Here is a 24881-nt window from a genome sequence, read left to right as displayed (position 1 = left end):
CTCGAACTCCTCACGGCCGCGACTTGATGTTGGCGACCAGCTGACCGTCGTCCTTGTTCGCACTCATCGCCAGACCAGGCGCCGACGTCTCACGCATCTTGCCGATGATCGGCTCGTACAAGGACTTACTGCCACCACCGGAGTTACGCGCCAGCACAATGTGCAGACCCACATCGTTGGACACCGGCACGACCCCCGCCAGCGGCGCCAGCGGGTTGTTGCCCTGCGGCGCGACCAGTTCGTAATCATCAACGATGACGAACAACTCCGGGCCCTTCCACCAGGAGCGGTCCTTCAACTGCTCCTGCGTCACATCCGGCCCGGGCAACCGCTTCTTCAACGACGCCGCGATGTCCTTGACATTGCCCTTCAACTGATCCGCACCGACCGCATACTCCAGCAGATGCCCGGTGTTGAGGAACCCGAGCATCGTGCGCCGGTAGTCGACCAGCAGGATCAGCGCCTCCTTCGGCGTATACCGCTCCGTGATGCCACGGACGATCGTGCGCAACAGCGCCGTCTTGCCCGACTCCCGCTCACCGAAGGCATAGAAGTTCGGCTCGGAATTGAAGTCCAGATACACCGGATGCAGACCATCCTCGTTGATGCCGACCGGCACCAGCTTCGGCTTCGGCTGCTGCTCCGGACGCGGCAACTGCTGATACGGCAGCATCTCCGGCAGCAAACGGACCTGCGGCGCCGGACGCCCCTTCCACGAACTCTTGACCCGGTTGACGAAATCGGCGACACCATCGGAGACATCGTCGTTATACAGCTCCCAGCCCAGGCGAGGCGCGCGGACCGGCTTACCCTCGTCGATCTCCCGCTTGACCTGCTCGTGCTCAGCCTCTCAGGGCAAAACCTCAGGCCACCGTCGGAAGGGCGGGGGTGGTCACGTCGTAGACCTTGCCCGGGCGGGTGAGCAGGGGTGGGAGGATCGCCGCCTTCCGGGGGGTTTCCTCCAGCGAACCCCAGGCGACCTCGCGGTCGCCCTTCAGCAGCAGGCGGACCTCGTTCGGACGTGCCGCGACCACCGCCGTGACCTCCGCGCGGACCGGCTGCGCGAGGGCCATCAGGACCGTCATCGCCGCTTCGGTCGCCGCGTCGTCCTGGGACGCCGCCTGCACCTGGAGTTCCGGCAGGTCGGCCGGGCGTTCCGGGACCACCTCGAACGGCACGCCGCCGGCGTCGACGAGCTGAATCCCGTTGCGGGCCACCATGAACGCCACCGGCACCCGCTCGGTCACCTCGACCTGCACCGTCGACGGCCAGCTCAGCGACACCTGCGCCGCCGCGATCTTCGGCAAGGCCTGCAGGCGGCCGCGGATCTCGTCGACGTCGACCTGCAGCATCGGCGTGCCCGGCTCGATGCCCGCCGCCTGCACCACCTGTTCCTGGGCGAGCGTCGCATTGCCGACGACCTGCACCGAACGGACGCCCAGCAGGGGCGTGAAGTACAGCAAGAGCGCCACCACGGTCACCGCGGCCAGCACAGCCGGGAGCGCCCAGCGGCGCCACTTCGGCGGCGCCGTCGCGCCGCCCCGCACCGGGCGGCCCCGGGTGCTGCGCAGCCCGGGACGCTCCGTTGCGAGGCGGCGCGGGGCGGTCACCCCTGCTCCTCCACGGCGTCGCGGTCGATCTCGCGGAGGATCTCCGGGCCGAGCATGGTCACGTCCCCGGCCCCCATCGTCAGCACCAGGTCACCGGGCCGGGCCAGGCCCGCGACCAGCGGCGCGGCCGCCGTGAAGGACGGCTCGTAGTGCACCTTCCCGCTCGGCAGCGGAACTTCGCCGGCGATCAGCTCGCCGGTGACGCCGGGCTGCGGATCCTCCCGCGCGCCGTAGACGTCCAGCACGACGACCTCGTCGGCCAGGCCAAGCGCCGTCGCGAACTCGCTCGCGAACGCCGCCGTGCGGGAGAACAGGTGCGGCTGGAACACCACGATCAGCCGGCCGTCGCCGACCACCGGCCGGGCCGCCCGCAGCTGCGCCTCCACCTCTGTGGGGTGGTGGGCGTAGTCGTCGTAGACGCGGACGCCGTCGGCGCGGCCCTTGAACTCGAACCGCCGCCGGACCCCGCCGAAGGCGGCGAGCCCATCGAGCAGGCCGTCGAGGGGCGCGCCGAGTTCCAACCCGGCCAGCAGCGCCGCGACGGCGTTGCCGGCCATGTGCTCGCCCGGCACCGAAACCTGCACGTCGATGGTCTTGCCGCCGAGTTGCACGGTCGCGACGCCGGAACCGTGCTCGGGCTGGTAGCCGACCAGCCGCGCGTCGGCGTCTCCGGTGACCGACTTCCCGTAGCGCCGCACCCGGACCCCGGACTTCTCCGCCCTGTCTGCCAGCTCGACAGCGCCCGGGTCGTCGGCGCAGGCGATCAGCACCCCGCCCGGCTCGATCCGCCGCACGAACTCGTCGAACACCGCGAAGTACGCCTCGGCGGTGCCGTGGTGGTCCAGGTGGTCCGGCTCGACGTTGGTAACCACCGCCACCGACGGCGCGAACACCAGGAACGAGCCGTCGCTCTCGTCGGCTTCCGCGACGAAGATGCTGCCGTCGCCGTGGTGCGCGTTCGCGCCCGATTCGTTGAGGTCGCCGCCGATCGCGAAGGACGGGTCGAACCGGCAGTGCTGCAACGCCACGGTCAGCATCGACGTCGTGGACGTCTTGCCGTGGGTGCCCGCCACGCAGGCCACCCGGTGCCCGGCCATCAGCGCGGCCAGCGCCTCGGCCCGGCGTAGCACGGTGATCCCCCGCCGCTGCGCCTCGACCAGCTCGGCGTTGTCCAACTTGATTGCCGTGGACACCACGACCGCCGTCGGGTCCGCGTCGAACTGGTCGAGGTTCTCCGCCTGGTGGCCGATCCCGATGTGCGCGCCCTGCGCCCGCAGCGCCAGCACGGTGCGCGAGTCGCGGGCGTCCGAGCCGGACACCTGCTGCCCACGGGCCAGCAGGATGCGGGCGATGCCGCTCATCCCGGCCCCGCCGATGCCGACCAGGTGCACCCGCGCCAGCACGGCGTCGAAGTCCGAAGTAGACGGTCCGGTCATCGTCCAGCAACCTCCAGCACGATCTGCGCCAGCACCTGGTCCGCCTCGCGGTGGCCGCTGCCCAGCGTTGCCCTGCTCATCTCCTGCAAACGCTGGGCGTCCAGCGCCAGCGGCAGCACCTCGTCGATGACCCGCTGCGTGGTCAGGTCCGCGTCCGCCACCAGCCGCGCGCCACCGGCGGAGACCACCGGCTGCGCGTTGAGTGCCTGCTCGCCGTTGCCGTGCGGCAGCGGCACGAACACCGCGGGCAGCCCGACGGCCGAGACCTCGGCGACTGTCATCGCGCCGGACCGGCACACCACTAGGTCCGCCGCCGCGTAAGCCAGGTCCATCCGCTCCAGGTACGGCACGGCCGTGTACGCCGGTGCGCCCGGAACCTGTTGCACCGCAATGGTGTTCTTCGGCCCGTGCGCGTGCAGCACGCCGATCCCGGCGCTCCCCAGCGCTTCCGCCGCGCCGGAGAACGCGGTGTTCAGGGTGCGAGCGCCCTGCGAACCGCCGAACACCAGGATCGTCGGGGCGTGCGGGTGCAGCCCGAAGTGCTGGCGGCCCTGCATCCGCAGGCCCAGGCGGTCCAGCCGGGTGATCGACTCGCGCAGTGGGATGCCGATGGTCTGCGCCCCGGCCAGGCCGCTGTCCGGGGTCGCCGCCAGCACGCGTTCCGCGAACTTCGCGCCGACCTTGTTCGCCAGCCCGGCGCGCGCGTTCGCCTCGTGCACCACGATCGGCACGCGGCCGCGCGCGGCGAGGTAGGCGGGCAGCGAGACGTAGCCGCCGAAGCCGATCACCACGTCCGCGCCGACGCGTTCCAGCACCTCGCGGGTCTGCTTCACCGAATTCCGCACCTTCAGCGGCAGCTTCAGCAGGTCGATGTTGGGCTTGCGCGGCATCGGCACCGGCGGGATGAGCTCCAGCGGATAGCCACGGGCCGGCACCAGCCGGTTCTCCAGGCCCCGCTCGGTGCCCAGCGCGGTCACCCTGGCGTCCGGGCGCAGTCGGCGCACCGCGTCGGCCAGCGCCAGCGCGGGCTCGATGTGCCCGGCGGTGCCGCCCCCGGCGACGACCACCGACAGCGGCCGCCGGTCCACGGCGGCACCCCGAGGGTCGGCCATCGCGCCCTGGTCGATGCGGACCGTCTGGTCCCCGCTCAACGGTGTCCTCCTCGTGTCTGCGCCCGGGATCCGGGCCCGCTGCGCGTGCCACGCGCCCGCGTGCTCCCGCCTCCCCGGCGAGTTGCCGCCGCCCCGGAGCTCTTCGCGCCGGGCCGGCTTCGTGGGGTCTGCCGTGCCGGACGCCGCTTCGCCGGTGGCCGGTACGGCGCCGGGGTCGGCAGCCGCAGCAGCTTGCCGACCCGACCTGGTCCCAAAGACCGTAGCGCGGCGATCGCCTCGGGCTCGTGCCGGGCGAAGTTCGCCAGCAGGCCGAACACCAGCATCGTAGTGACCACCGACGATCCTCCGGAGGAGATCAGCGGCAGCGGCAGCCCGGTGGTGGGCAGCAGGCCCACGACGTAGCCGACGTTGATGATCGCCTGCCCCACCAGCCACACGGTCAACGTCGCCGACACCAGCCGGATGTACGGGTCGGTGTTGCGGAACGCGATGCGCATGCCCACATATGCGGTGGTGGCGAAGAGCATCAGCACGATCGCGCAGCCGACGAACCCGAGCTCCTCGCCGATCACCGCGAAGATGAAGTCGTTGTGCACGTTGGGCAGGTACTGCCACTTCGACCAGCCCTGCCCCAGCCCGCGGCCGAACAGCCCGCCGTCGGCCAGCGCGAACAATGACTGCCGCGCCTGGTAGCCGTTGCCGGACGGGTCGCCGAGCGGATCCAGGAACGCGGTCAACCGCGCCATCCGGTAGTCGGCGACCATAGCCAGCGCCACACCGCCCGTCACCGCGCCCAGCAGCATCACCACGAACAACCGCAGCGGCGCGCCCGCGAACCACAGCAGCGCCAGCAGCACGATGAACAGCGTGACCGTCGAGCCCAGGTCCGGCTGCATCATCACGAGCGCGAACATCACCAGCGCCGCCGGCACCACCGGCACCAGCAGGTGCCGGTACTGCGTCATCAGGCCGCGCTTGGTGACCAGCACGTGCGCGCCCCACAGCGCGAAGGCGATCTTGGCGAACTCCACCGGCTGGAAGGACACCCCGGCGACCACGAACCAGCTCTTCGCCCCGTTGATGTTGGCGCCGAGCGGGGTCAGCACCGCCACCAGCAGCCCCAGGCAGATCGTCAGCAGGATCAGGCTGTACCGGCGCATCAGCCGGACCGGCACCCGCAGCGCGGCGTAGAACAGCACCAGCCCGGCCAGGCAGTACATCACCTGCTTGCTGAACACGCTGTAGGACGAGCCGTCCTTGTTGAACGCGTCAACGCTGGAGGCCGAGAGCACCATCACCAGGCCGAAGATCGTCAGCAGGCCGAAGACCGCCAGCAGCAGGTGGAACGAGGCCAGCGGCCGGGTCAACCAGGCGGTCAGCGGCGACAGCACGCCCAAACCCGCGCGCTTGCTCGCAGTGCGCTTGGGCGCGGGCTTGGTCGCGGTGGTCACTGCGGATCACCGGCCGTGCGTGGCAGCCGTAGCGTCCGCCAGCACCGCGCGCACCGCGTCGGCGAAGGCCCGGCCCCGGTGGGCGTAATCGGTGAACATGTCCATCGACGCGGCGGCCGGGGCGAGCAGCACCACCGAACCCGGCCGCGCGAACCCGTTGGCCACGCGAACAGCTTCCAGCATGCCCGCATCGTCCCCTGCCGCGACCTCGCGGACCGGCACATCCGGGGCGTGTCGGGCCAGAGCGGCCGCGAACCGGTCCCGATCGCGCCCGATCAGCACCACTGCCGCCAGCCGATCGGCGTTGGCCGCGACCAGGTCGTCGACCTCGGCGCCCTTGAGCAGCCCGCCCGCGATCCACACCACTCTGGGGTGCGCACGCAGCGCGGCGTCCGCCGCGTGCGGGTTCGTCGCCTTCGAATCATCCACATAGGACACACCGGCGGCCTCGGCCACCGGCACCGAGCGGTGCGCCCCCGGCTCGAACGACCGCAACCCCTCGGCCACCGCCGCCGCCGCGACGCCGTGGGCCCGGGCCAACGCCGCCGCGGCCAGCGCGTTCGCCACGTTGTGCGGGCCCGCCGGATGCACGTCCGCGAGCGATGCGAGCACCACACCGTCGCCGAAGGCGCGATCCACCAGCGAGGCGTCCTCGACGCCGAGCTGGTTCTCCTGCGGAACGCCCAGCGTGAAGGAGACCCTCCTGGCGTCCGCTGCGGCAGCGGCGGACAACCGGGTCGACCACGCGTCGTCGGCGTTGGCGACGGCAACGGAGTTGCCGGCGTAGACCTTCGCCTTGGCGTCGCCGTAGGCGACGAGGGAGCCGTGCCAGTCCAGGTGGTCCGCGGCGAGGTTGAGGACGACGGCGGCGAACGCCGCCACGGAGTCCGACCAGTGGAGCTGGAAGCTGGACAGCTCCACGGCGAGCACCTCGTGCCCGGCGCGGACCGCGTCGACCACCGGAAGCCCGACGTTGCCGCAGGCCACCACGTCGACCCCGGCGGCGAGCAGGATCGACTCCAGCATGCTGACCGTGGTCGTCTTGCCGTTGGTCCCGGTGACCGCCAGCCAGGTGGCCGGCGTCGCCTTGTCCTGGTCCAGCCGCCAGGCGAGCTCGACCTCGCCGATCACCTCGACCCCGGCCGCGACCGACACCGCCAACAGCGGCGAATCCGGCCGCCAGCCGGGGCTGGTGACGACCAGATCGGTGCCCGCCGGCGGCTCGCTCAGCCCGGCGACCAGCTCCGCGCCCTGCGCCTGCAGCGACGCCAGCGCGGCCAGCCGGTCGGCGGAGGCGTCCGTGACGGTAACCGCCGCACCCGCCGCAAGCAGCGCCTCGGCGGCCGAGCGGCCGGACACCCCGGCACCGGCCACCAGCACGTTCCGTCCCTCGAACCGCCCTGCCACCGAGTCGTCTCCCTAGTCTCCTCGTCCGCCGCGCGTCACCGCCGCGCGGATCGGAAGCCCTGCAACGGCACCGGCGTCAGGGGTTGGCCAGCGCCAGCCAGTCCGCGTAGAACAGGCCCACGCCGAACATGCAGCTGATCCCGGCCAGCACCCAGAACCGGATAATCACCGTGGTTTCCGCCCACCCGGCGAGCTCGAAATGGTGGTGGAACGGCGCCATCCGGAACAGCCGCCGCCTGGTGGAGCGGAACACCACGATCTGCAGCACCACCGACAGCGCCTCGACCACGAACACACCGCCGATGACGATCATCAGTAGCTCGGTGCGGGTGACCATCGAAAGCCCGGCCAGCAGGCCGCCCAGCGCCAGCGAACCGGTGTCGCCCATGAATATCTTCGCGGGCGCCGCGTTCCACCACAGGAAACCGACGCAGGCCGCCATCGCCGCTGCGGCGACCACCGCGATGTCCAGCGGGTCCCGCACCGTGTAGCAGCCCGCCGTCGGGCCGGCCTCACCGAAGCAGTCGTTGCGCAGCTGCCAGAACGAGATCAGCACGTAGGTCGCCAGCACCATCGCCGCGGTGCCGCCTGCCAGTCCGTCCATGCCGTCGGTGAAGTTGACCGCGTTCGACCAGCCGCTGATCGCCACGTAGGCGAAGATCACGAACCCGATCGCGCCGAAGGAGATCACCGAGATGTCGCGCAGGAACGACAGTTCCACCGACGCGGGTGTGACGCCGTGCTTGTTGGCGAACTGGATCGCCAGAATCGCGAACAGCACCGAGGCGATCAGCTGGCCGACCAGCTTCGCCGTCTTGTTCAACCCGAGGTTGCGCTGCTTGCGGATCTTGATGAAGTCGTCCAGGAACCCGACGATGCCCAGGGCCGTGGTCAGCCCGAGCACCAGCAATCCGGACGCGGTCATGGGGTCGCCGCCCATCAGGTGGCTCACCAGGTAGCCGACCCACATGGCCACCAGGATCGCCACGCCACCCATAGTCGGGGTGCCGCGCTTGGCGGCGTGCTGGCTCTGCACCTCTTCCCGGATCTCCTGGCCGAAGCCCTGCTTGGAGAACACCCGGATCAGGTACGGGGTGAAGAGGATCGAAACGACGAGCGACACGGCGGCCGCCACCAGGATTGGTTTCACGGCTTGCGTCCCCCTGCATCTCCCTCGGCCAGCAGGGCTTCGACGACCCGCCACAGCCCGGCGGAGTTCGACGCCTTGGCGAGCACCACGTCACCGGGACGCAGCTCGGCGCGCAGCAGCGCGACGGCCGCATCGATGTCCGGCACCAGAACCGACTCCTCTCCCCACGACCCTTCCAGCGATGCCGCCTGGTGCATCGCCCGGGCCTGTTCGCCGACCACCACCAGCCGGTCGATGTTCAGCCGGACGGCCAGCCGCCCGATTTCGTCGTGCGCTTCGACGTCCAACTCGCCGAGTTCGGCCATCGGCCCCAACACCGCCCACGCCCGGCCCGGGCGCCCACGGGTCATCGCGGCCAGCGTCTTCAGCGCCGCCCGGACCGATTCCGGGTTGGCGTTGTAGGCGTCGTTGACGACCGTGACGCCGCCCGGTGTCTCGGTGACCTCCATGCGCCGCGCGGACACCCGGCGCACCGAGCCGAGCCGCTCGGCCACCTGCCCGACGGTCGCGCCGAGCTCCAGCGCGATGGCGGCCGCGCTCAGCGCGTTGCCCACGTGGTGCTCGCCGAACAGCGGCAGCGTCACCCGGGCCTCGCCCTGCGTGGTGACCAGCGTGAACGTCGGTCGCGCCAGCTCGTCGACCTCGATGTCCTCCGCGCGCACGTGCGCGTCGGGGCTTTCCCCGACGAAAACCACGCGGGCCTTCGTCCGGTCGGCCATCGCCGCGACCAGCGGGTCGTCGGCGTTGAGCACCGCCACGCCGTCGGCTGGCAGCGCCTCGACCAGTTCGCCCTTGGCCTGCGCCACGGCCTCCTGCGAGCCGAACTCGCCGAGGTGCGCGTGGCCGACGTTGAGCACCGCGCCGATGCGCGGCGGAGCCACCTCGCACAGGTTCGCGATGTGCCCGACGCCGCGCGCGGACAGCTCCAGCACCAGGTGCCGGGTGCCCTCGTCGGCGCGCAGCACGGTCCACGGATGGCCGAGCTCGTTGTTGAACGAGCCGGGCGGCGCGACCGTCGGCCCCATCGGTTCCAGCAGCTGCGCGATCAGGTCCTTCGTGGACGTCTTGCCCGACGAGCCGGTCACGCCGACCACGGTGAGCTGCGGCAGCCGGTCGACCACGTGGCGGGCCAGCTTCGCCAGCCCGGCCAGCACCGCGGCGCCGGAGCCATCCACGTCACCGGCCAGCGCCAGCGCGCCCCGTTTGCTGCTCACCGGCGGCACGATCACTGCCGGGGCGTCGACCTCCCGCGCGGCGAGCACGCCCACCGCACCATTCGCGACGGCCTGCGCCGCGAAGTCATGCCCGTCGACCCGTTCCCCGGGCACGGCCACGAACAGCCCGCCGGGTTCGATCTTGCGCGAGTCGAACTCGACACCCGCGCTGACGATCTCCGAGCTTTCCGCACGATGAAGCCTGCCGCCCACCGCTTCCGCGATGTCGGCGAGGCTGAGCCGGATCAACTTGCCTCCTCGTCGCCCTGCCCCCGACGAACATCGGTTTCCTCTGGCTCCTTGGGCCTTTGGCCCAAACATAGACGGAGCGCGGCGGCGAGTTCCTCCCGGTCGGAGAAGGGGTGCACCACGCCCGCCACCTCCTGCCCCGTCTCGTGGCCCTTGCCCGCGACGACGACGATGTCGCCCGGCTCGGCCCGTTCGACCGCGGCGGCGATGGCCGCGCGCCGGTCGCCGATCTCGATCACATCGCCGCGCTGGGCGGCCGGCACCTCCTGCGCGCCGGCCAGCATGGCTGCCCGGATGTCGGCCGGGTCCTCGCTGCGCGGATTGTCGTCGGTGACGATCAGCAGCTCGGACCGGCGGGCGGCCGCCTCGCCCATCAACGGCCGCTTCGCGACGTCACGGTCGCCTCCGCAACCTAGGACGACGATCACCTTGCCGTCGACCTGCGCGCGGGCCGCGTCGAGCACTGCGGCCACCGCTCCGGGCTTGTGCGAGTAATCCACCACAGCGGTGAAGTCCTGCCCGAGTGCGACACGCTCCATGCGACCCGGCACGTCGACCTCCGCGAGCCCGCGCTCGATCGCCCAGGTGGGCACCCCGGCGGCGTGCAGGATCCCGATCGCGAGCAGTGCGTTTGCGACGTTGAACGGGCCGGGCAGCCGCAGCCGGACGTGCATCTCCAGGTCGTCGGGCCCATGCGCGGTGAAGGTCTGTTCCCCCGTGGGGTACGCCCGCACATCGGTGGCGGACCAGGTCGCGTCGCCCGCAGTGGACACCGTGATGGTGTGCGGCCTGACCAGCCGCTCGCCCCACTTGGTATCGATGCAGACGACCTCGTGCTCGGCACGGCCGTCGAACAGCAGGGCCTTGGCCTGGAAGTAGTCCTCCATGTCGCGGTGGAAGTCCAGGTGGTCCTGGGACAGGTTGGTGAACGCGCCGACGGCGAACTTGGTGCCGGAGACCCGGCTCATGGCCAGCGCGTGGCTGGAGACCTCCATCGGCACGTAGGTCACCCGGTGCTCGACCATCACGGCCAGCAGCGCCTGCAGGTCCGGCGCCTCCGGCGTGGTGAACGCGCTGTCCAGCCGGTCGCCGGCGATGCGGGTCTCGACGGTGCCGACGAGCCCGGTGCCGAACCCGGCGGCCTGCAGCGCGGACTCCAGCAGGTAGGTGGTGGTGGTCTTCCCGGAGGTGCCGGTCACGCCGAGCACCTTCAACCGGCTCGACGGGTCGCCGTAGATCAACGCCGAGGCCGCGCCGAGCACGCCCCTCGGATCGTCGTGCACGAGCAGCGACACCCGGCCCTCGCGGACGGCGGGGTGCTCGATGAGCGCAGCCCGGTCGATCCCGGCCTGGTCGGTGAGCACGGCGACGGCGCCGGAATCCAGCGCGTGCTGCGCGAAGTCGGCGCCGTGCACGCGGATGCCCGGCAGGGCGGCGAACAGGTCGCCGGGGCGCACCTGTTGAGCACGCAGGGTCGCCCCGGTCACCGGCGCTGCGGCAGCGCTGTGACCTGGGGCACGAAGCACATGCGCGCCGATGACATCGGCGAGCTTCTCGATCTCCACCGGCTCGACGTGGGCCGGGCGAGGTGGAGCTGTTGCGACCGCGGAAGGCACGTCGCGACAGGCTACCCGTAGCACCTGAGGGAGGATCCCGATGGTCGGTCACCTGATCGGTCTAGCAGTGACTGAGCTGTTCAGCGCGACTCGTGTTCGTCGGAGTCGCGGCAGCGGGGCGATCAAGTAGAAATTCCCAGACTCGGTTTTCAGGAGGAGGAAACGAGGAAAACTATGTCGCTGGAGTTCGGCTCAGATCCAGCGCAGGCGGAACGCCGCACGCCCGGATGTCGCCGGTGCGTGTTGCGGGAGATGTTCGGCGAGATCGAGCCGGGTCTTGCAGGGCGCGTAGGCGTTGGATGATTCGGTCTCTGAGCTGTCGGTCGATGTGGGTCCAGAGGGTGGATGCGTTGAACACCCAGGTGTGGTCCTCGACCGTGAGGCTGCCGTCCGGTCCGGGGGTGACGGGGGTGCCGTCGGGCCAGTGCAGAGGCGCTGTCACGTCGGAGATCCCTTCGTCTGCTTCAGCAACGTGTTGCAGTCCTGGCAGGTTTTGGCGTGAATCCAGTCCATTTCGGACGGTCGGGCCAAGGCGAAGGTGATGCCGCAGAACGATTCACCGGCTGCGCCCGCGTCCAGGCGTGTACCGGCAAAAGCGTGGCGTGCCAGGCCGTAGTCGCTGGACTCGTCTGGCACCGGCAGCCAGAAGTAGCGCTGCTGGTTCGGTGTCGTGCTCAGGTGCGGTGTTGCCATGATCAACCTCTCAATGTGTGAGGTGGGGTGGCGGGCGGCGCGCGGAGCCCGAGGGAGTGTGCGGCGCTTCGGGGGCACCGCTCGGTCTCGACACTGCGCCGCCCGCCTCAAGTGCCCGGTCCGTCCCGACGGGAGACCACGGGACGGACCGGGCAGGTCTCAGCGCCGGATGAACGCGACGCCTCGCCGATCGAAAACCCGCCGTTCGGCGTCGATCGCTTCCGCGTGGTCACGCAAGTTGTCGGCCAACCTGCGGGCGGCTTCGGACGTCATCAGAGTCGCCTCGGCCGATGGAGCCGCCAGCATCACTCGACCATCGCTGATCCACGTGGAGACACTTTCCGGACACTGAAAACCGTTGCTGCAGGTGACATTCCGCCTGGTCGGATGCGAGTACGCCGGGGCTGTGGGCGCGGGCATATTGGATTTCCTCGTGACCGGAAAAGCTTCGGCGACGGCCGGATGACGCGGGTACCGGAGTGCTCGCACTACGCCCGTGGCGGGAGGCGCCTCCGCATTTCGGCATTCCGACACTGGCAAACTGCCCTCACCCGGCATGATTCCTCCAAAGAGTGTTGACCCGACAAGTACGCTAGGTATGCAACGGTTGACCTGCGTTGGCTTGAGAGTGGGTGAGGTAACCACAACCTCGCAATTGCCCTAATCGGGCGATCAACATCCGACAACACGTAAGGATGGATCGCGTGGCTACAGCCAACGGACCGCGCGCCAGAGCGCTAGCCGCTGCTTTGCGTCAAGCTCGCCAGGAACAAAACATGAGTATTCGCGAACTTGGCCGCAAGTTGTCCTTCGACCAATCAAACCTTTCCAAGATCGAAAATTGCAAGAAAGTTCCCAGCATAGAGCTTACGGCCCGAATTTTGGGCGCGCTAGGAGCTAAACCGGATGAGTGCGAGAGGATTCTCGCGCTTGCTCGGAGAGCGAGTGAGCCCAACTGGCTCGCTGTCGGCATACCCGGCCTACCCGAACAACTGGCAGGCGCGATGGAAAGCGAGCGCGAGGCAAAGTCGATAGTCGACTGGGCACCAATGACTCTGCCTGGCCTACTTCAGACCACTGACTATGTCCGTGCGCTAGCGGAAACCAATGAACTCCCCAAGCACGAGATTGAGCGGCGTGTCACTGTGCGGATCGCTCGTCGAGAGATACTTACCCGCCAAGATCCTCTAAAGCTGGAAGCATTGATTAGCGAAGTAGCGTTTCGGGAACCTATGGCTTCTCCTGACGTGATGATCGAACAGCTTCGGCATCTACTTATAATGGCCGACCGGCCTAACGTGGAGATACGCGTGATACCACGCGGCGTTGGTTGGCATCCCGGCTCCGCCGGCCCTTTTATTCTCTATGAATTTTCAGACGCGCCCGCGTTTGTACACTTTGAACATTATAGCTCCGGGGCGTTCGTTACCAACTCCGATGATGTCGAGGCATATCGAATGGCAATAGACACGATCAAGCGACACGCCCTGAATCCTGTCGATTCAAAACGCTTTATCGCGCAAGTTATCGTAGATGATTGGAGCGCAAGTGACTAAACGTTGGCGGAAAAGCAGTTACAGCAACCCTAATGGAAGTTGTGTCGAATTAACCTCGACTCTTGACCAAATCCGGGACTCGAAAGACCCGAACGGCCCCACACTTAAGGTCGATGTTCCCGCGTTCGTTCACGCCGTGAAGAACGGTCGTTTTGACCACTGAATGATGATGCCCCGGTACCTGGTACCGGGGCATCATTGTCTCCAACTCCGGGCCAGCGTCCAGTCCGCCGAAGCCGCACTCAACCGACTGTCACGGCGCTCGAAATAGCTATCGTCTGGGTCTGAACGCGCTAACAGGCGCCGCCCGCCCTTGCGGACCGGACGGCGCCTGTCGAGAAAGGTCAGCCGAAAAGGACTTCGGCCTCACAACTCACTTCGGCATTCTCGGCGCGATCACTTCAGCGATCTTCAACGCCTCACCACACTCGTCCAAACCCAGGTCGCGGAACTCGCTGAGCGTAAGAATGATCACGCCGCCGCCCGCATCAAACAACGCCGAACAGATCCGCGCCTGAGTCGCACTCTTGTCGATCGCACTTGCCGCGGGACGTCCATCGACTTCGAGGCGGTCATACTTGGCCCAGTTGTCCTGCTTGCCGTACAACTCGACCGTCTTCTCCTGGTTCTTGTAGAAGGTGCCCGTAAATGGCCGTCCACTAAAGCGACATCCCGGCTCCGACGACGAGACACCAGCGTCTGGGTCGCCAGGTTCTTTGAACCCGAACGATTTAAGCTCTTCCGGAGTCAGCAACGTGCAGGGATCAATCGCTAAAAGCCCCTGACTCTGCTGCGTAGGAGCAGGAGCATCCGGCCGAGTTAAGCTGCAACCCGCGACTGCCAGCAAGGACGCACCAACACAAGCAGCGAACACCGACCGAGACAGCACCTTCACGCCTGGCTACCCTTCTGCAAGTCCTGACCGATTTGCTCGTCGGTAGCAACGTAGTCCTTTGCTGCCTGGCGGAAGAGATCCGCCTTCCTCAACAGCTCGTCACGCAGCTTCCCCAACAGGTCAGCAGAACCGTTTGGCCCCACGGCCTTCTGCCCAAACTTGGCTGCTAACTCCTGCGCGGAGCGGTACTCACCCAAACCCTCCACACGCCCGAGAGCGTTTGCCTTAACCGCAAGAGCATCGACTTCGTCGGCCGCGCACTCATACGCATCGGCGGCTTTGTTGGCCGCGTCGGGGTTCATCTTCAGCTTGCCAGCCGAAATCTGCTGCGCCAGCTGGTCGTTCTGCTGCGTGATCGCGCCCAGCGCCGCACCGGCACCGGTGAAACCGACAGCCGAGCCCAAATCCCCAGACAAATACGCGTCAGCCATCCCGAGCCCCCTCCGGCACAGATCACCCAGCCGGAGAGAACCCTAGCGAACCGGACATTGAGGTAGCCGATGAACTCGAAAGATGATCACTTGACGGGCCTCGTATCACCCGTTCAGCTCAGCCAGGAACGAACCCCACCGAGCCCGCGAGAACACCAACACCGGCCCATCCGGATCCTTCGAGTCCGAGCCGCAACCACACCATCGTCGAATGCCAGCTCGACACAAGCACCCTGATTCATGCTGCGACTCGACTTTCGCCAACACAAGCGGCGTCTGGCAGAACAGCACTGTGTGCCTCCACGTCAGGTGTCGAGCAGTGCATGTGAGTCGTCCGTCCCGCATGGCAGTTTCCTGAAGGTTCTTCGCAGTCATCAAACAGAAAGAACGACCCGCTCACGGGCGCATGTCGCTGACCGCCCGCCTGCCGGCCTGAGTCCGCAATTTCAATGGAAATCGACGGTCTGATTTCCATTGAAATTGCGGTCAACGCAGCTGGGTGCCGGTCAGCCGGCCTGGAGGAGCTGGAACGGGGCCTGCTCCTTGGACAGCGGGATCTGGTAGCGCTGGGTGAGGAACGCACCAATGTTGTGGAACAGCGGCGCCGCCGAAGACCCCTCGGGGCTGCCGTACGCTGGCTGGTCCAGCATCAGCCCCACCACGAAGCGCGGGTTGTCCGCGGGCACTATCCCGGCGAAGGTGATCCAGTACTTCGACTGGCTGTAGCAGAGGCAGTCCGGGTCGATCTGCTGCGCCGTCCCCGTCTTGCCGGCGATCTGGTAGCCCGGCAGCGCCGCATCCGGACCGGTGCCGCGGTTGGGCTGCGGAGCCTTCTGCACGACCGCGCGCAGCATGTCCTTCACGGTGTGCGCCGTCTCCGGGCTGACCACCTGCACCCCCTCCGGGCGCGGGCGCTCCACGCGCGTGCCGTCCGGCCGGACCTCCGCGGCGATGATGCGCGGCGGAACCCGCACCCCGTCGTTGGCGATCGCCTGGTACATGCCCGCCATCTGCAGCACCGTCATCGAAAGGCCTTGGCCGATCGGCAGGTTCGCGAACGTCGACCCGGACCAGGACTCGCGTGGCGGCAGGCTGCCCGCACTCTCCCCCGGGAGACCGCTGCCGGTCCGCTGGCCCAACCCGAACTTCCGGGCCAGGTCGTAGAACCGTTGCTCGCCGAGCTGCTGCGCGACCATCAGGGTGCCGACGTTGGAGGACTTGCCCAGCACGCCGGTGAAGGTCATCGGGACCGTGCCGTGGTCCCAGGCGTCCCCGACGGTCCGGTCGGCGATCTTGATGGAGCCCGGGACCTGCAGCACGGTGTCCGGTTTGACGATGTCGTTCTCGATCGCCCCGGCCGCGGTGATCACCTTGTTCACCGAGCCCGGCTCGTAGGGCGTGGTCACCGCCGGGTTGGCGCCGGGGTTCTCCCCCCACGATCCGGCGCGCGGATCGAAGGTCTTGTCGTTGGCCAGCGCGTAGATCTCGCCGGTCTTGGCGTCCAGGACCACCGCGCTCGCGCTCCGGGCCCTGGCCTGGCGGGCGTAGTCGGCGAGTTCGCGCTGCAGCATGAACTGCAGGTCCGAGTCGATCGTCAACTCCACGTCGGAGCCCGGGATCGCCGCTTTCAACTCCCGCTCGGTGCCGGGGATGACGAGGTCCGACCCCATCGCGGTGTCGGCGACCTTCGCCCCGTCGGTGCCGGCCAGCAGCGGGTCCAACGAGGCCTCTAGGCCCATCTGCCCCTTCAGCTTCTGCTCGTCCGGCCGCCAGTTCGCCGCACCGATGATGTTCGAGCCCAGGTCCCCGGCCGGGTACTCGCGGGTTCCCCGGTAATCGGCCCCGATGTGCGGGTATTTCTCGGTGATCAGCCGCGCCTGGCTCGGATCGATCGGCGGGCCGAAGTAGGTGAACTGAACGTCCCTGAAGAGCGCGTTGAGCACTTCCTGCTCGGATATCTTCCCCTGCGTGACCTGCGGGATGTAGCGAGCGACCTCCCTCTTGTACTGCTCCGCCGTGGGTTTCGAGGGATCCTTGGCGTGCTCGTCGTCGAAGGTCTTGGTCAGCAGCCTCGGGTTGGCGAAGAGCTGCCGCGCTTCACCGCTGAACGCCAGCACGTTCCCGCTGCGGTCCACAAAGGACCCGCGCTCGGCCTGAATGACCTGGCTGGCCGCCCGCTGTCGCTGTGCCTTCTCGGACAGTGCACTGGCCTCGAACCCCTGCACCTGGATCAGCTTGCCCGCGGTCAGCACGAGCGCGATCACCAGCAGCAACCGGCCGACGAGCAGCCGCCGGTTGCTACCGGCCACATTGGTCCGCGCGGTGCGCCTCCTGATGCCGCTGGTCGCCCCACGGGCCATCAGCGGCCCGCCAATGCGGCCGCGCCCGGCTGCTGGTCCGCTGGCGGCTGCTGCTGGGCCTGGTTCTCCGCCGGAGGCTGACCCGCCGGGGGTTGCTCACCCTGCACCGGCGGGGCGGCCGGCTGGTCCGCCGGAGGTTGCGGAGCGGTGACCTTCTTTGGCTCGCCGACGACGATCACCGAGCCGTCCGGCTGCTGGACGAGGCGCGCCGGAGACGGCGCCGGCCGCAGGCCGGCTTCCTCGGCGCGACGCTGGATCTCCGGTGTCGAGCTCATCGAGCTGACCTCGCGCAGCAACCGCTCCTTGCGCTCACTCAGCGCGTTGAGGTTTTCCTCGCCCTGCTGCAACTGGTAGCTGCCGCTGACCGCCGCGATGGACAGCCACAACGTCGCCGCCAAGCCGGTGGCCAGCACCGACATCACGACGACCACCAGCGGCAACCGCTGGAGCGAAACCCGCTCGTGCAGCTGCTTCGCCCTTGGCTTCGGCTTCGGCTTCGCCGCTGGACGCCGATCCTCCACGCCTTGCCGCACCTGGCGCGGCCGCCTGGCGGCGGGCTCCCGCGCCGACCGCTCCCGCCGCTCCTCGCGGCGCGCGTACGCGCGCTCAGCCGCCGCCGACCGCGTCCGCGGCTTCTCGGTCTTCTGCCCGGACTTCTGGGTCGTCTTCTGCCCGGACTTCTGCCCGGTTTTCTGCGCGGACTTCTGGCTGCTCTTCTGCGCAGACTTCTGGGCGGCCTGACCCGTCCGCGAAGCGGCTTTGCCGACGCGCGTAGGTGCAGTCATCTCGCCTCCCTCGCCTTGCAGCTCATGCGTCCCCCCGGCCGATCCGCTCCGCGGCCCGCAGCCGCACCGACGCGGCCCGGGGGTTGGCCTCTATCTCCTGCTCCCCGGCAAGCTCGGCGCCCCTGGTGAGCAATCGGAATTCCGGTCCGTGTCCTGGCAGTTCCACCGGCAGGTCGACCGGGGTCCGCGACTTCGCCCGCTCGGCTAAGGCCCGCTTGACCATCCGGTCCTCCAGCGAGTGGTAGGACATCACTACGATCCGACCGCCCCCGGCCAGCGAATCCAATGCCGCCGGAAGCGCGCGGTCCAGCACGTCAAGCTCTGCGTTGACCTCGATACGCAGCGCCTGGAACGTGCGCTTGGCCGGATGTCCGCCGGTGCGCCGACTCGCCGCCGGCACCGTGTCGTAGAGCAGCTGGACCAGCCGAGCGCTGCTAGCGAAGGGCTCCTTCTGGCGTTCCCGGACGATCGCGGCGGCGATCTTGCCCGCGAACTTCTCCTCGCCATAGGTGCGCAACACTCGCGCCAGCTCGTCCGCGCTGTAGGTGTTGAGCACCTCCGCGGCGGTGCGCGGCGCCCCCGGGTCCATCCGCATGTCCAGCGGCGCGTCGTGCGCGTAGGCGAAGCCTCGGCCGGTCTCGTCCAGCTGGAGCGAGGACACCCCGAGGTCGAACAGCGCGCCGTCCACTTCGGACATTCCCAGGCCGTCGAGCACCTCCGCCCACTGGTCGTACACCGCGTGCACCAGGTGGATCCGGGAGGCGTACGGCGCCAGGCGCTCACCGGCCAGCCGGAGGGCGTCCGGGTCCCGGTCCAGGCCGACCAGGGTCAGGCCCGGGTACGCGGCGAGCATCGCCTCCGAGTGCCCGCCCATGCCGAGCGTGGCGTCGACGACCACCGCGCCCTCGCGGGATAGCGCCGGCGCTAGCAGCTCCAGCGTGCGGTCGAGCAGTACTGGCACGTGCTTGTCGCGGGCGGATCCGCCCTGATCATGCCGCTGTTCGGCCACGGCGGTCCCTCCCTCCCGCGTGCCCGTTCTCATTGAACATCGCGATCGAATACCCAGATCGCCACGCGCGGAACCACGCGTGGCGACCATCGGTAAGCCCCCTGGTCGTCCGGATCCCGTCAGGTCCCCGCCCGCCCGTCGCGTCCTGATGCCGGGGAAGATGCACCAGGCATGCGATAGCCGAGCGGACCGAGGCCTCACGAAACCCGGATCACTTGCCGTCAACTCCCGTCCCGCCGGTCGGCGGAACGCTCAGAACACGCCGGGCAGCACCTCCTCCTGCGCCTTCGCATAGCTCTCCTCGTGTTCGTCGAGGTATCTCTGCCACCTCTCCGCGTGCCAGATCTCGAGGCGGTTGATCGCGCCGATGACCACGCACTCCTTGGTCAACCCGGCGTAGCGCCGCAGTTCCGCCGCGATCGAGATCCGCCCCTGCCCGTCGGGCTGCTGCTCGTCGGTGCCGGCGAACAGGTACCGCTGGTAGGCGCGGACCGCCTCGTTGGTGAACGGTGCCTCGGCGACCTTGCGCGCCATCTGCTCGAACTCGTCGCGCGGGAAGACGTAGAGGCAGTGGTCCTGTCCCTTGGTGACCATCAACCCCCCCGCCAATGCCTCCCGGAACTTCGCCGGCAGCGTCAGACGCCCCTTGTCGTCGAGCTTCGGGTGGTGGGTGCCGAGAAACATCCCGGTCCACCTCCCCCGCCCAGGCCGCCCGCGTGACGGCCCCGGACCCGCCCCGACGGCGCCCACTCCCTGAACGACGACCGGGCCGGCACTTCCGCTGGACTCGATGATCTGTGGCCATCGGAAGAGGCAGGACCCCCGTTTGCCCCACCTTCCCCCACAGTACCCCACTTCACTCCACCGTCAACACGAGTTGCCACGGTTCCCCCAGCAGGATTGGCACCGTTTGCGCTGGTAGCACAGCGTGGCGGCGAGGTGGGGGGACGGCAGGCCCAACCTTGATCAACCCGTCGGGGTGCGCGGTTATGCTCGTGACCCGCCCGACCCGGTCCCCGGCGGCCGCCGCGGTGGGGCGAAGTGGGGAGGCCGTCCGCCGCGTTCGGCCCTGGTTCGATGTGGGTGTCCCACCGGGCATCGCTGGTTTGGCACACTGCACGTGCACGCCGGACTCGATCAGGCGATCGTTGCCGCTTCGCCGGAGGACGCCGGCGCGGACCACCAGAGCCGCCCACCGGCCGCAGACTTTGGAGGTTTGCATGCGCGACCGCCCCGGCGAGCCGACCCCGCCGCACCAGGTGATCGCGCGCCGCAACGCTCAGGAGGTGGCGTGACGCCGAAAACCCAGCTGTCCGACGCCGCGGCCGACGCCGCGACGCCGAGCATCGACCAACTGCACAGCACCATCCAGCGCATCGCCGCCAACGTCGAGCAGGTGCTGGTCGGCAAGCCCGAGGTGGTGCGGGTCGCGCTGGTCACCATGCTCGCCGAGGGCCACCTGCTGGTCGAGGACGTGCCGGGCGTCGGCAAGACCTCGCTGGCCAAGGCGCTGGCCCGGTCCATCGACTGCACGGTCAGCCGGATCCAGTTCACCCCGGACCTGCTGCCCAGCGACATCACCGGCGTGTCCATCTACAACCGGCAGACCGAGTCTTTCGAGTTCCGGCCCGGCCCGGTGTTCGCCAACATCGTCGTCGGCGACGAGATCAACCGGGCCTCGCCGAAAACCCAGTCGGCGCTGCTGGAGTGCATGGAGGAGCACCAGGTCACCGTCGACGGCGAGACCTACCCGCTCAGCGCCCCGTTCATGGTCATCGCCACCCAGAACCCCATCGAGATGGAGGGCACCTACGCGCTGCCCGAGGCGCAGCGGGACCGCTTCACCACCCGCGTGTCCATCGGCTACCCGGATGCCAAGGCGGAGCTGGCGATGGTGGACGAGCACGCCGGGCACGATCCGCTGCGCGACCTGCGCCCTGTCGCCGACAGCGGCGAGGTGCAGGCCCTGTTGCGGGCCGTGCGCCGGGTGCACCTGTCCATCGATCTCCGGCGCTACGTGATCGACCTGGTCACCGCGACGCGCCAGCTGCCCGAGCTGCGGCTGGGCGCTTCGCCCCGGTCGACCCTGCAGTTGGTCCGCGCCGCCCGGGCGCAGGCCGCGCTGGCCGGACGCGAGTTCGTCGTCCCGGACGACGTCCGGGCGATCGCCGTCCCGGTGCTGGCCCACCGGCTGGTGCTGACCAGCGAGGCGCGCGCCGCGCGCCGCTCGGCGTCCGACCTGGTGTGGCAGCTGCTCAACCGGATCCCGGTGCCGCGCGGCGACAGCGACCGCGAACGCAGGTAGTCGTGCTCTCCGGGCTGACCATCCGCGGGCGCTGCCTGTTGGCAGCGGGCGCGGCCGCCGGCATCTGCGCTCTCGTGCTGGACGAACGGGATCTGCTGCGCGTGTCAGCGTTCGTAATCGCGCTACCGCTGCTGGCGCTGCTGCTGTCCAGCCGCATCCGGTTCGGCATCGCCGCCCGCCGGAAAGTGGTGCCGCCGCGGATCCCAGTCGGCTCAAAGGCCACCGTTGAGCTGCACGTCACCGGCAACGGACGGCTCCCGGTAGACGGTTTGGTGCTGGAGGACAACACCCCGCACGCGCTCGGCGGGCGGCCGCGGTTCCGGCTGGACGCGGTGCCCCGGCACGGCGGCACGCTACTGAAGTACGCGGTGACGCCGACGCTGCGTGGCATTCACCACATCGGGCCGCTGCGCACCCGGATCGGCGATCCGTTCGGGCTCTCCGAGTTCGAGCGGGACCTCGCCGACCGCAGCCGCCTGGTGGCCGTGCCGAAGGTCTTCCCGCTCACCGGACTGCCCGCCGGTTCCGGGCTGGGCACCGGCGACGACGGCACTACCCGCCTGCGCTCCGGGCACGGCGAGGACGACGCGATGGTGCGGCAGTACCGGCACGGCGACGACATCCGGCGCGTGCACTGGAAGTCCACCGCGCGCCGCGACGAGTTGATGGTGCGCGTCGAGGAACGCCCCTGGCACGGCGGCGTCACGGTGCTCCTGGACCGGCGGTCGGCCGCGCACCGGGGCAGCGGCGCGGGGAGCAGCGTCGAGTGGGCGATCTCCGCGGTGGCCAGCATCTGCCTGCACCTGCACCAGAGCGGCCAGCAGGTCCGGCTGGTCACCGAGGACGGGCAGGTGCTGGCGGGCGGCGCCGGGCCGTCCGACGGCGGGCACGACGACGATGCGGTGCTCGACTCGCTGGCCACGGTCCGCAGCTCGCCGCAGCGCGACCTGGTGGCCACCCGCGATCCGGGCTACGGCCACGAGCTCATCGCGGTCCTCGGCGAAACGACCACCGCGGCGGTCACCGAGCTGACCAAGCTCCGTCCACAAGAGACTCGGAGCCTCGCGTTGCTGCTCGACGTCGGGGCCTGGAACGGGGAGAACGGCGGCGGTTTCGACCCGCGGCAGACCGCCCGGCGGTTGCGCGCGGCCGGCTGGACCGTGGTCATCGCGGGCGGCCCCCGGGCCTCGATCGCCGAGGTCTGGCAGCGGCTCTGCCGGGGGACCACGGCACCCGAATCTGAGGTCGTGACGTGACCGCGAACCGGAAGACCGCCGCCATCGACATGTCGTTGGTGGCTACCGCGGCCGGTGCGCTGTCCGTGCTGTGCGCGTCGACGGCGTTCGGGGGCGTGCTGGCCGACGGCCGGTGGGTCTTCCCGGCGATGGTCACCGTGGTGGCCGTCGCCGCGATCGGGGCGTTGGGCCGGCGGTTCCGCAGGCCGGTCGCGGCCACCGTGATGATCCAGCTGGTCGGCCTGCTGCTGGTCCTGACCGCGCAGTTCGCCGAGCACGCGATCCTCGGGTTGCTGCCGGGCCCGGCGGCGATCGCGGATCTCGGCAAGCTGCTCGGCGACGCCTCCGAACTGGTGCGCACCGGCGTTCCGCCGGTGCCCGCCGAACCGGCCTTGCAGGCCGTGGTGTGCCTCGGGCTAGGCCTGGTCGCGCTGGTCGCGGACCTCATCGTGGTGACATACCGCAGCCCGGCGGTGGCCGGGCTGCTACTGCTGTGCGTGTTCGCCATCCCCGCGTCGCTGGCCGACGACATGCTGCCGTGGTGGTCCTTCGTCGCCGGGGCGCTGGGCTACGCCGTGCTGCTGGCCTCGGGCGGGCAGCATCGCAGGTGGCGCCGGCACGAAGACCGCAGCCAGGTCGCGCAGACCCTGTTCGGCCGCACCACGGGCACGGTCGCCGGCACCGCCGGGGTGATCGCGCTGCTCACCGGCGTGGTGTTCACCGGGGTCGGGACCGAAGGCCGGCTGCCCGGGGCGGTGCCGGAGGAGTTCGGCGGCACCGACGGGATCGGGCTGCAACCGTTCACGTCGCTGCGCGGCCAGCTCAACCGGGACCGCGTCGTCGAGCTGTTCCGGGTTCGCGGTCTGCGGGAGGGCACCTACCTGCGGGCGATGACGCTGCGGAAGTTCGACCCGGAACGCGGCTGGGAGTTGGAGGGCCTCACGCAGGGCGTCGACGCCAACGCCAAGCTCGCGCTGCCGGAGGGCACCGGCATCATGCGCGGCGACAGCGAGCGGGTCGAGATCCAGCCAATCGGCTACCGCGATCCGTGGCTGCCGGTGTTCGGCATCCCGCTGTTCGTCTCCGGGATGGGCAGAAACTGGCGTTACGACCCGGCCGCGGGGATCGTGTTCACCCAGACCAACCAGGAAAGCCACCCCTACGTCGAGCAGTTCCTCGTCCAGCGGCCCACTCCGGACCAGCTGCGCGAGGCCCAGGGCCCGATGCCGATCGCCCCGCCCTACCTGGACACCGCGGGAATCCCGCCCCAGGTGGCCGACTTGGCCAGGCGGTTGACCGCGAACGCGCCCACCGCTTTCGACAAGGCCGTCGCGCTCAACCGGTACTTCACCAATCCGTCGAACGGTTTCCGCTACGACCTGAAGACCGCCCCGGCGACCGGCAGCGACGCCCTGTCGGACTTCCTGTTCCGCGGCAAGCGTGGGTTCTGCGAACAGTACGCCTCGTCGATGGCGGTCCTGCTGCGCGCCGTGGGCATCCCGTCCCGGGTGGCGATCGGCTTCACCCCCGGCTACCGCGACGGCGACGAGCGGGTGATCACCACCGAGGACGCGCACGCCTGGGTCGAGGCGTACTTCCCGGGCTGGGGCTGGCAGACCTTCGACCCGACGCCGCTGAGCGACGGCCGCACCGCGCTGCCGGAGTTCCTCAACAGCGAGCTGAACCCGTCGCAGCCGCAAGCACAGGTGCCGGGGCAGCCGGTGCCGAGCACGCCGCCCACCGCGGGTTCGCAGCCCGGGTCGGCGCATCCGGACGGCGCCGATGTCGGCGCGGCGCGCACGCCGCGCGAAGCGGAGGGCACGAACCCGTGGCCGATCACGATCGGCGTCCTCGTGCTCGGCTTGGCGCTGCTGGTGACGCCCGCGCTGGCGCGTGAGGTGCGCAGGCGGCGGCGACTGCGGGCGGTCGCCGAAGGCGCGGAAGGTGCTGCGGGGATCGCGTGGCGAGAGGTGCTGGACGAGTTCCAGGACCGGGGTACCCGACCGGCGGCAACCCACACCGCGCGACGCGTCGCGACGGGCTTCATCGACGATCACGGTCTGGACGAATCCGGGGCCAAGGCGATGCGGGCGCTGGTGGTGGCAGTGGAGCGGGAGTGGTACGCGCCAGCGGGGCAGGAGCCGGACGCGACGCTCCTGGAGACGCTGCATGGTGTGCTGGACAGCCTGCGCCGCGCAGCGCCGCTGGACTGGCGCTCGCGCCTGTTCCCACGCTCGGTGCTGCAGTTCCGCCACGCCAACCGGTAATGCCAAGGCATTCCGCGAAGATCGGTGTGCTTTGCGGCGCGACGTTCCGCTACCCGCACCGCCACGCGAAACGAGCCTGGGGACAGACGCCGGCGCACAG

22 protein-coding genes and 1 pseudogene are annotated in these 24881 nt (G+C 69.5%); 5 read left to right on the top strand and 18 right to left on the bottom strand.

Going from position 1 to position 24881, the window contains the following annotated elements:
* Positions 1-10 precede the first annotated feature (10 nt).
* The 10 genes from SSPN_RS0102850 to SSPN_RS42185 all read right to left on the bottom strand — a co-directional run bounded on the left by SSPN_RS0102850 (position 11) and on the right by SSPN_RS42185 (position 11938).
* Complete coding sequence (locus SSPN_RS0102850; RefSeq protein ID WP_237710426.1) at positions 11-619, bottom strand: FtsK/SpoIIIE domain-containing protein; 609 nt, start codon at positions 617-619, stop codon at positions 11-13.
* Between the two features lie 244 nt (positions 620-863).
* On the bottom strand, positions 864-1610 hold the full coding sequence (locus SSPN_RS0102845; protein WP_010306522.1) for a cell division protein FtsQ/DivIB: 747 nt from the start codon (positions 1608-1610) through the stop codon (positions 864-866).
* Positions 1607-3046 carry a UDP-N-acetylmuramate--L-alanine ligase gene (gene murC, locus SSPN_RS0102840; RefSeq protein ID WP_010306518.1) on the bottom strand — a complete coding sequence of 480 codons (1440 nt, stop codon included), beginning with the start codon at positions 3044-3046 and terminating at the stop codon, positions 1607-1609. Before murC ends, SSPN_RS0102845 begins: the two co-directional genes overlap by 4 nt.
* On the bottom strand, positions 3043-4158 hold the full coding sequence (murG, locus tag SSPN_RS0102835; protein WP_044573260.1) for an undecaprenyldiphospho-muramoylpentapeptide beta-N-acetylglucosaminyltransferase: 1116 nt from the start codon (positions 4156-4158) through the stop codon (positions 3043-3045). Before murG ends, murC begins: the two co-directional genes overlap by 4 nt.
* 35 nt (positions 4159-4193) lie before the next feature.
* Entirely contained in the window at positions 4194-5609 is a 1416-nt protein-coding gene (ftsW, locus tag SSPN_RS0102830; protein WP_010306511.1) for a putative lipid II flippase FtsW, read from the bottom strand.
* 6 nt (positions 5610-5615) lie between these two features.
* On the bottom strand, positions 5616-7016 hold the full coding sequence (gene murD, locus SSPN_RS0102825) for a UDP-N-acetylmuramoyl-L-alanine--D-glutamate ligase (RefSeq protein ID WP_010306507.1): 1401 nt from the start codon (positions 7014-7016) through the stop codon (positions 5616-5618).
* Between the two features lie 76 nt (positions 7017-7092).
* On the bottom strand, positions 7093-8166 hold the full coding sequence (gene mraY, locus SSPN_RS0102820; protein WP_010306504.1) for a phospho-N-acetylmuramoyl-pentapeptide-transferase: 1074 nt from the start codon (positions 8164-8166) through the stop codon (positions 7093-7095).
* On the bottom strand, positions 8163-9629 hold the full coding sequence (locus SSPN_RS0102815) for a UDP-N-acetylmuramoyl-tripeptide--D-alanyl-D-alanine ligase (protein WP_010306501.1): 1467 nt from the start codon (positions 9627-9629) through the stop codon (positions 8163-8165). The genes mraY and SSPN_RS0102815 overlap by 4 nt, the downstream gene beginning before the upstream one ends.
* Complete coding sequence (locus SSPN_RS42190; protein ID WP_010306498.1) at positions 9626-11194, bottom strand: UDP-N-acetylmuramoyl-L-alanyl-D-glutamate--2,6-diaminopimelate ligase; 1569 nt, start codon at positions 11192-11194, stop codon at positions 9626-9628. The genes SSPN_RS0102815 and SSPN_RS42190 overlap by 4 nt, the downstream gene beginning before the upstream one ends.
* Before the next feature lie 489 nt (positions 11195-11683).
* The gene (locus tag SSPN_RS42185; protein ID WP_010306494.1) at positions 11684-11938 is read right to left on the bottom strand and encodes a hypothetical protein; all 255 of its coding nucleotides are present in this window, start codon (positions 11936-11938) and stop codon (positions 11684-11686) included.
* Positions 11939-12642: 704 nt separating this feature from the next.
* On the opposite strand from SSPN_RS42185, the gene SSPN_RS50290 reads away from it, so the two are divergent.
* Both SSPN_RS50290 and SSPN_RS50285 read left to right on the top strand, forming a co-directional pair.
* Positions 12643-13494: a helix-turn-helix domain-containing protein gene (locus SSPN_RS50290; RefSeq protein WP_010306491.1), complete on the top strand. Its 852-nt coding sequence runs from the start codon at positions 12643-12645 to the stop codon at positions 13492-13494.
* On the top strand, positions 13472-13657 hold the full coding sequence (locus tag SSPN_RS50285) for a DUF397 domain-containing protein (protein ID WP_083821581.1): 186 nt from the start codon (positions 13472-13474) through the stop codon (positions 13655-13657). The genes SSPN_RS50290 and SSPN_RS50285 overlap by 23 nt, the downstream gene beginning before the upstream one ends.
* Positions 13658-13867: 210 nt before the next feature.
* Here the strand turns inward: SSPN_RS50285 and SSPN_RS49885 are convergent, their stop codons facing one another.
* The 8 genes and pseudogenes from SSPN_RS49885 to mraZ all read right to left on the bottom strand — a co-directional run bounded on the left by SSPN_RS49885 (position 13868) and on the right by mraZ (position 19658).
* Positions 13868-14389, bottom strand: a complete 522-nt coding sequence (locus SSPN_RS49885; RefSeq protein ID WP_143539745.1) for a DUF3558 domain-containing protein — start codon at positions 14387-14389, stop codon at positions 13868-13870.
* Positions 14386-14820, bottom strand: coding sequence for a hypothetical protein (locus SSPN_RS0102790; RefSeq protein WP_010306485.1), 435 nt, complete (start codon positions 14818-14820; stop codon positions 14386-14388). The genes SSPN_RS49885 and SSPN_RS0102790 overlap by 4 nt, the downstream gene beginning before the upstream one ends.
* A 105-nt stretch (positions 14821-14925) precedes the next feature.
* On the bottom strand, positions 14926-15048 hold the full coding sequence (locus tag SSPN_RS62415) for a DUF397 domain-containing protein (protein WP_394378943.1): 123 nt from the start codon (positions 15046-15048) through the stop codon (positions 14926-14928).
* Positions 15021-15089, bottom strand: a pseudogene (locus SSPN_RS62410) (DUF397 domain-containing protein); the annotation flags it as partial. The gene SSPN_RS62415 and the pseudogene SSPN_RS62410, both read right to left, overlap by 28 nt.
* Positions 15090-15326: 237 nt before the next feature.
* The gene (locus SSPN_RS0102785) at positions 15327-17180 is read right to left on the bottom strand and encodes a peptidoglycan D,D-transpeptidase FtsI family protein (protein WP_029534906.1); all 1854 of its coding nucleotides are present in this window, start codon (positions 17178-17180) and stop codon (positions 15327-15329) included.
* Complete coding sequence (gene ftsL, locus SSPN_RS54215) at positions 17180-17965, bottom strand: cell division protein FtsL (protein WP_010306481.1); 786 nt, start codon at positions 17963-17965, stop codon at positions 17180-17182. Before ftsL ends, SSPN_RS0102785 begins: the two co-directional genes overlap by 1 nt.
* 22 nt (positions 17966-17987) lie before the next feature.
* Complete coding sequence (gene rsmH, locus SSPN_RS0102775) at positions 17988-19007, bottom strand: 16S rRNA (cytosine(1402)-N(4))-methyltransferase RsmH (protein ID WP_083821578.1); 1020 nt, start codon at positions 19005-19007, stop codon at positions 17988-17990.
* A gap of 219 nt (positions 19008-19226) precedes the next feature.
* Positions 19227-19658, bottom strand: coding sequence for a division/cell wall cluster transcriptional repressor MraZ (gene mraZ, locus SSPN_RS0102770; RefSeq protein ID WP_010306477.1), 432 nt, complete (start codon positions 19656-19658; stop codon positions 19227-19229).
* Between the two features lie 607 nt (positions 19659-20265).
* Here mraZ and SSPN_RS0102765 point away from each other — a divergent pair.
* Genes SSPN_RS0102765 through SSPN_RS0102755 form a run of 3 tightly spaced genes read left to right on the top strand, consistent with a single transcriptional unit; the run spans position 20266 to position 24781 of the window.
* Positions 20266-21279, top strand: coding sequence for an AAA family ATPase (locus SSPN_RS0102765; protein ID WP_010306476.1), 1014 nt, complete (start codon positions 20266-20268; stop codon positions 21277-21279).
* Positions 21280-21281: 2 nt separating this feature from the next.
* On the top strand, positions 21282-22535 hold the full coding sequence (locus SSPN_RS0102760) for a DUF58 domain-containing protein (protein WP_010306474.1): 1254 nt from the start codon (positions 21282-21284) through the stop codon (positions 22533-22535).
* Positions 22532-24781 carry a transglutaminase TgpA family protein gene (locus SSPN_RS0102755; protein ID WP_010306472.1) on the top strand — a complete coding sequence of 750 codons (2250 nt, stop codon included), beginning with the start codon at positions 22532-22534 and terminating at the stop codon, positions 24779-24781. Before SSPN_RS0102760 ends, SSPN_RS0102755 begins: the two co-directional genes overlap by 4 nt.
* Positions 24782-24881: the final 100 nt, after the last annotated feature.

It is taken from the genome of Saccharopolyspora spinosa NRRL 18395 (genome assembly GCF_000194155.1).
In the GTDB taxonomy this organism is placed as follows: domain Bacteria; phylum Actinomycetota; class Actinomycetes; order Mycobacteriales; family Pseudonocardiaceae; genus Saccharopolyspora; species Saccharopolyspora spinosa.
This window is presented reverse-complemented; position numbering and strand designations above follow the sequence as displayed.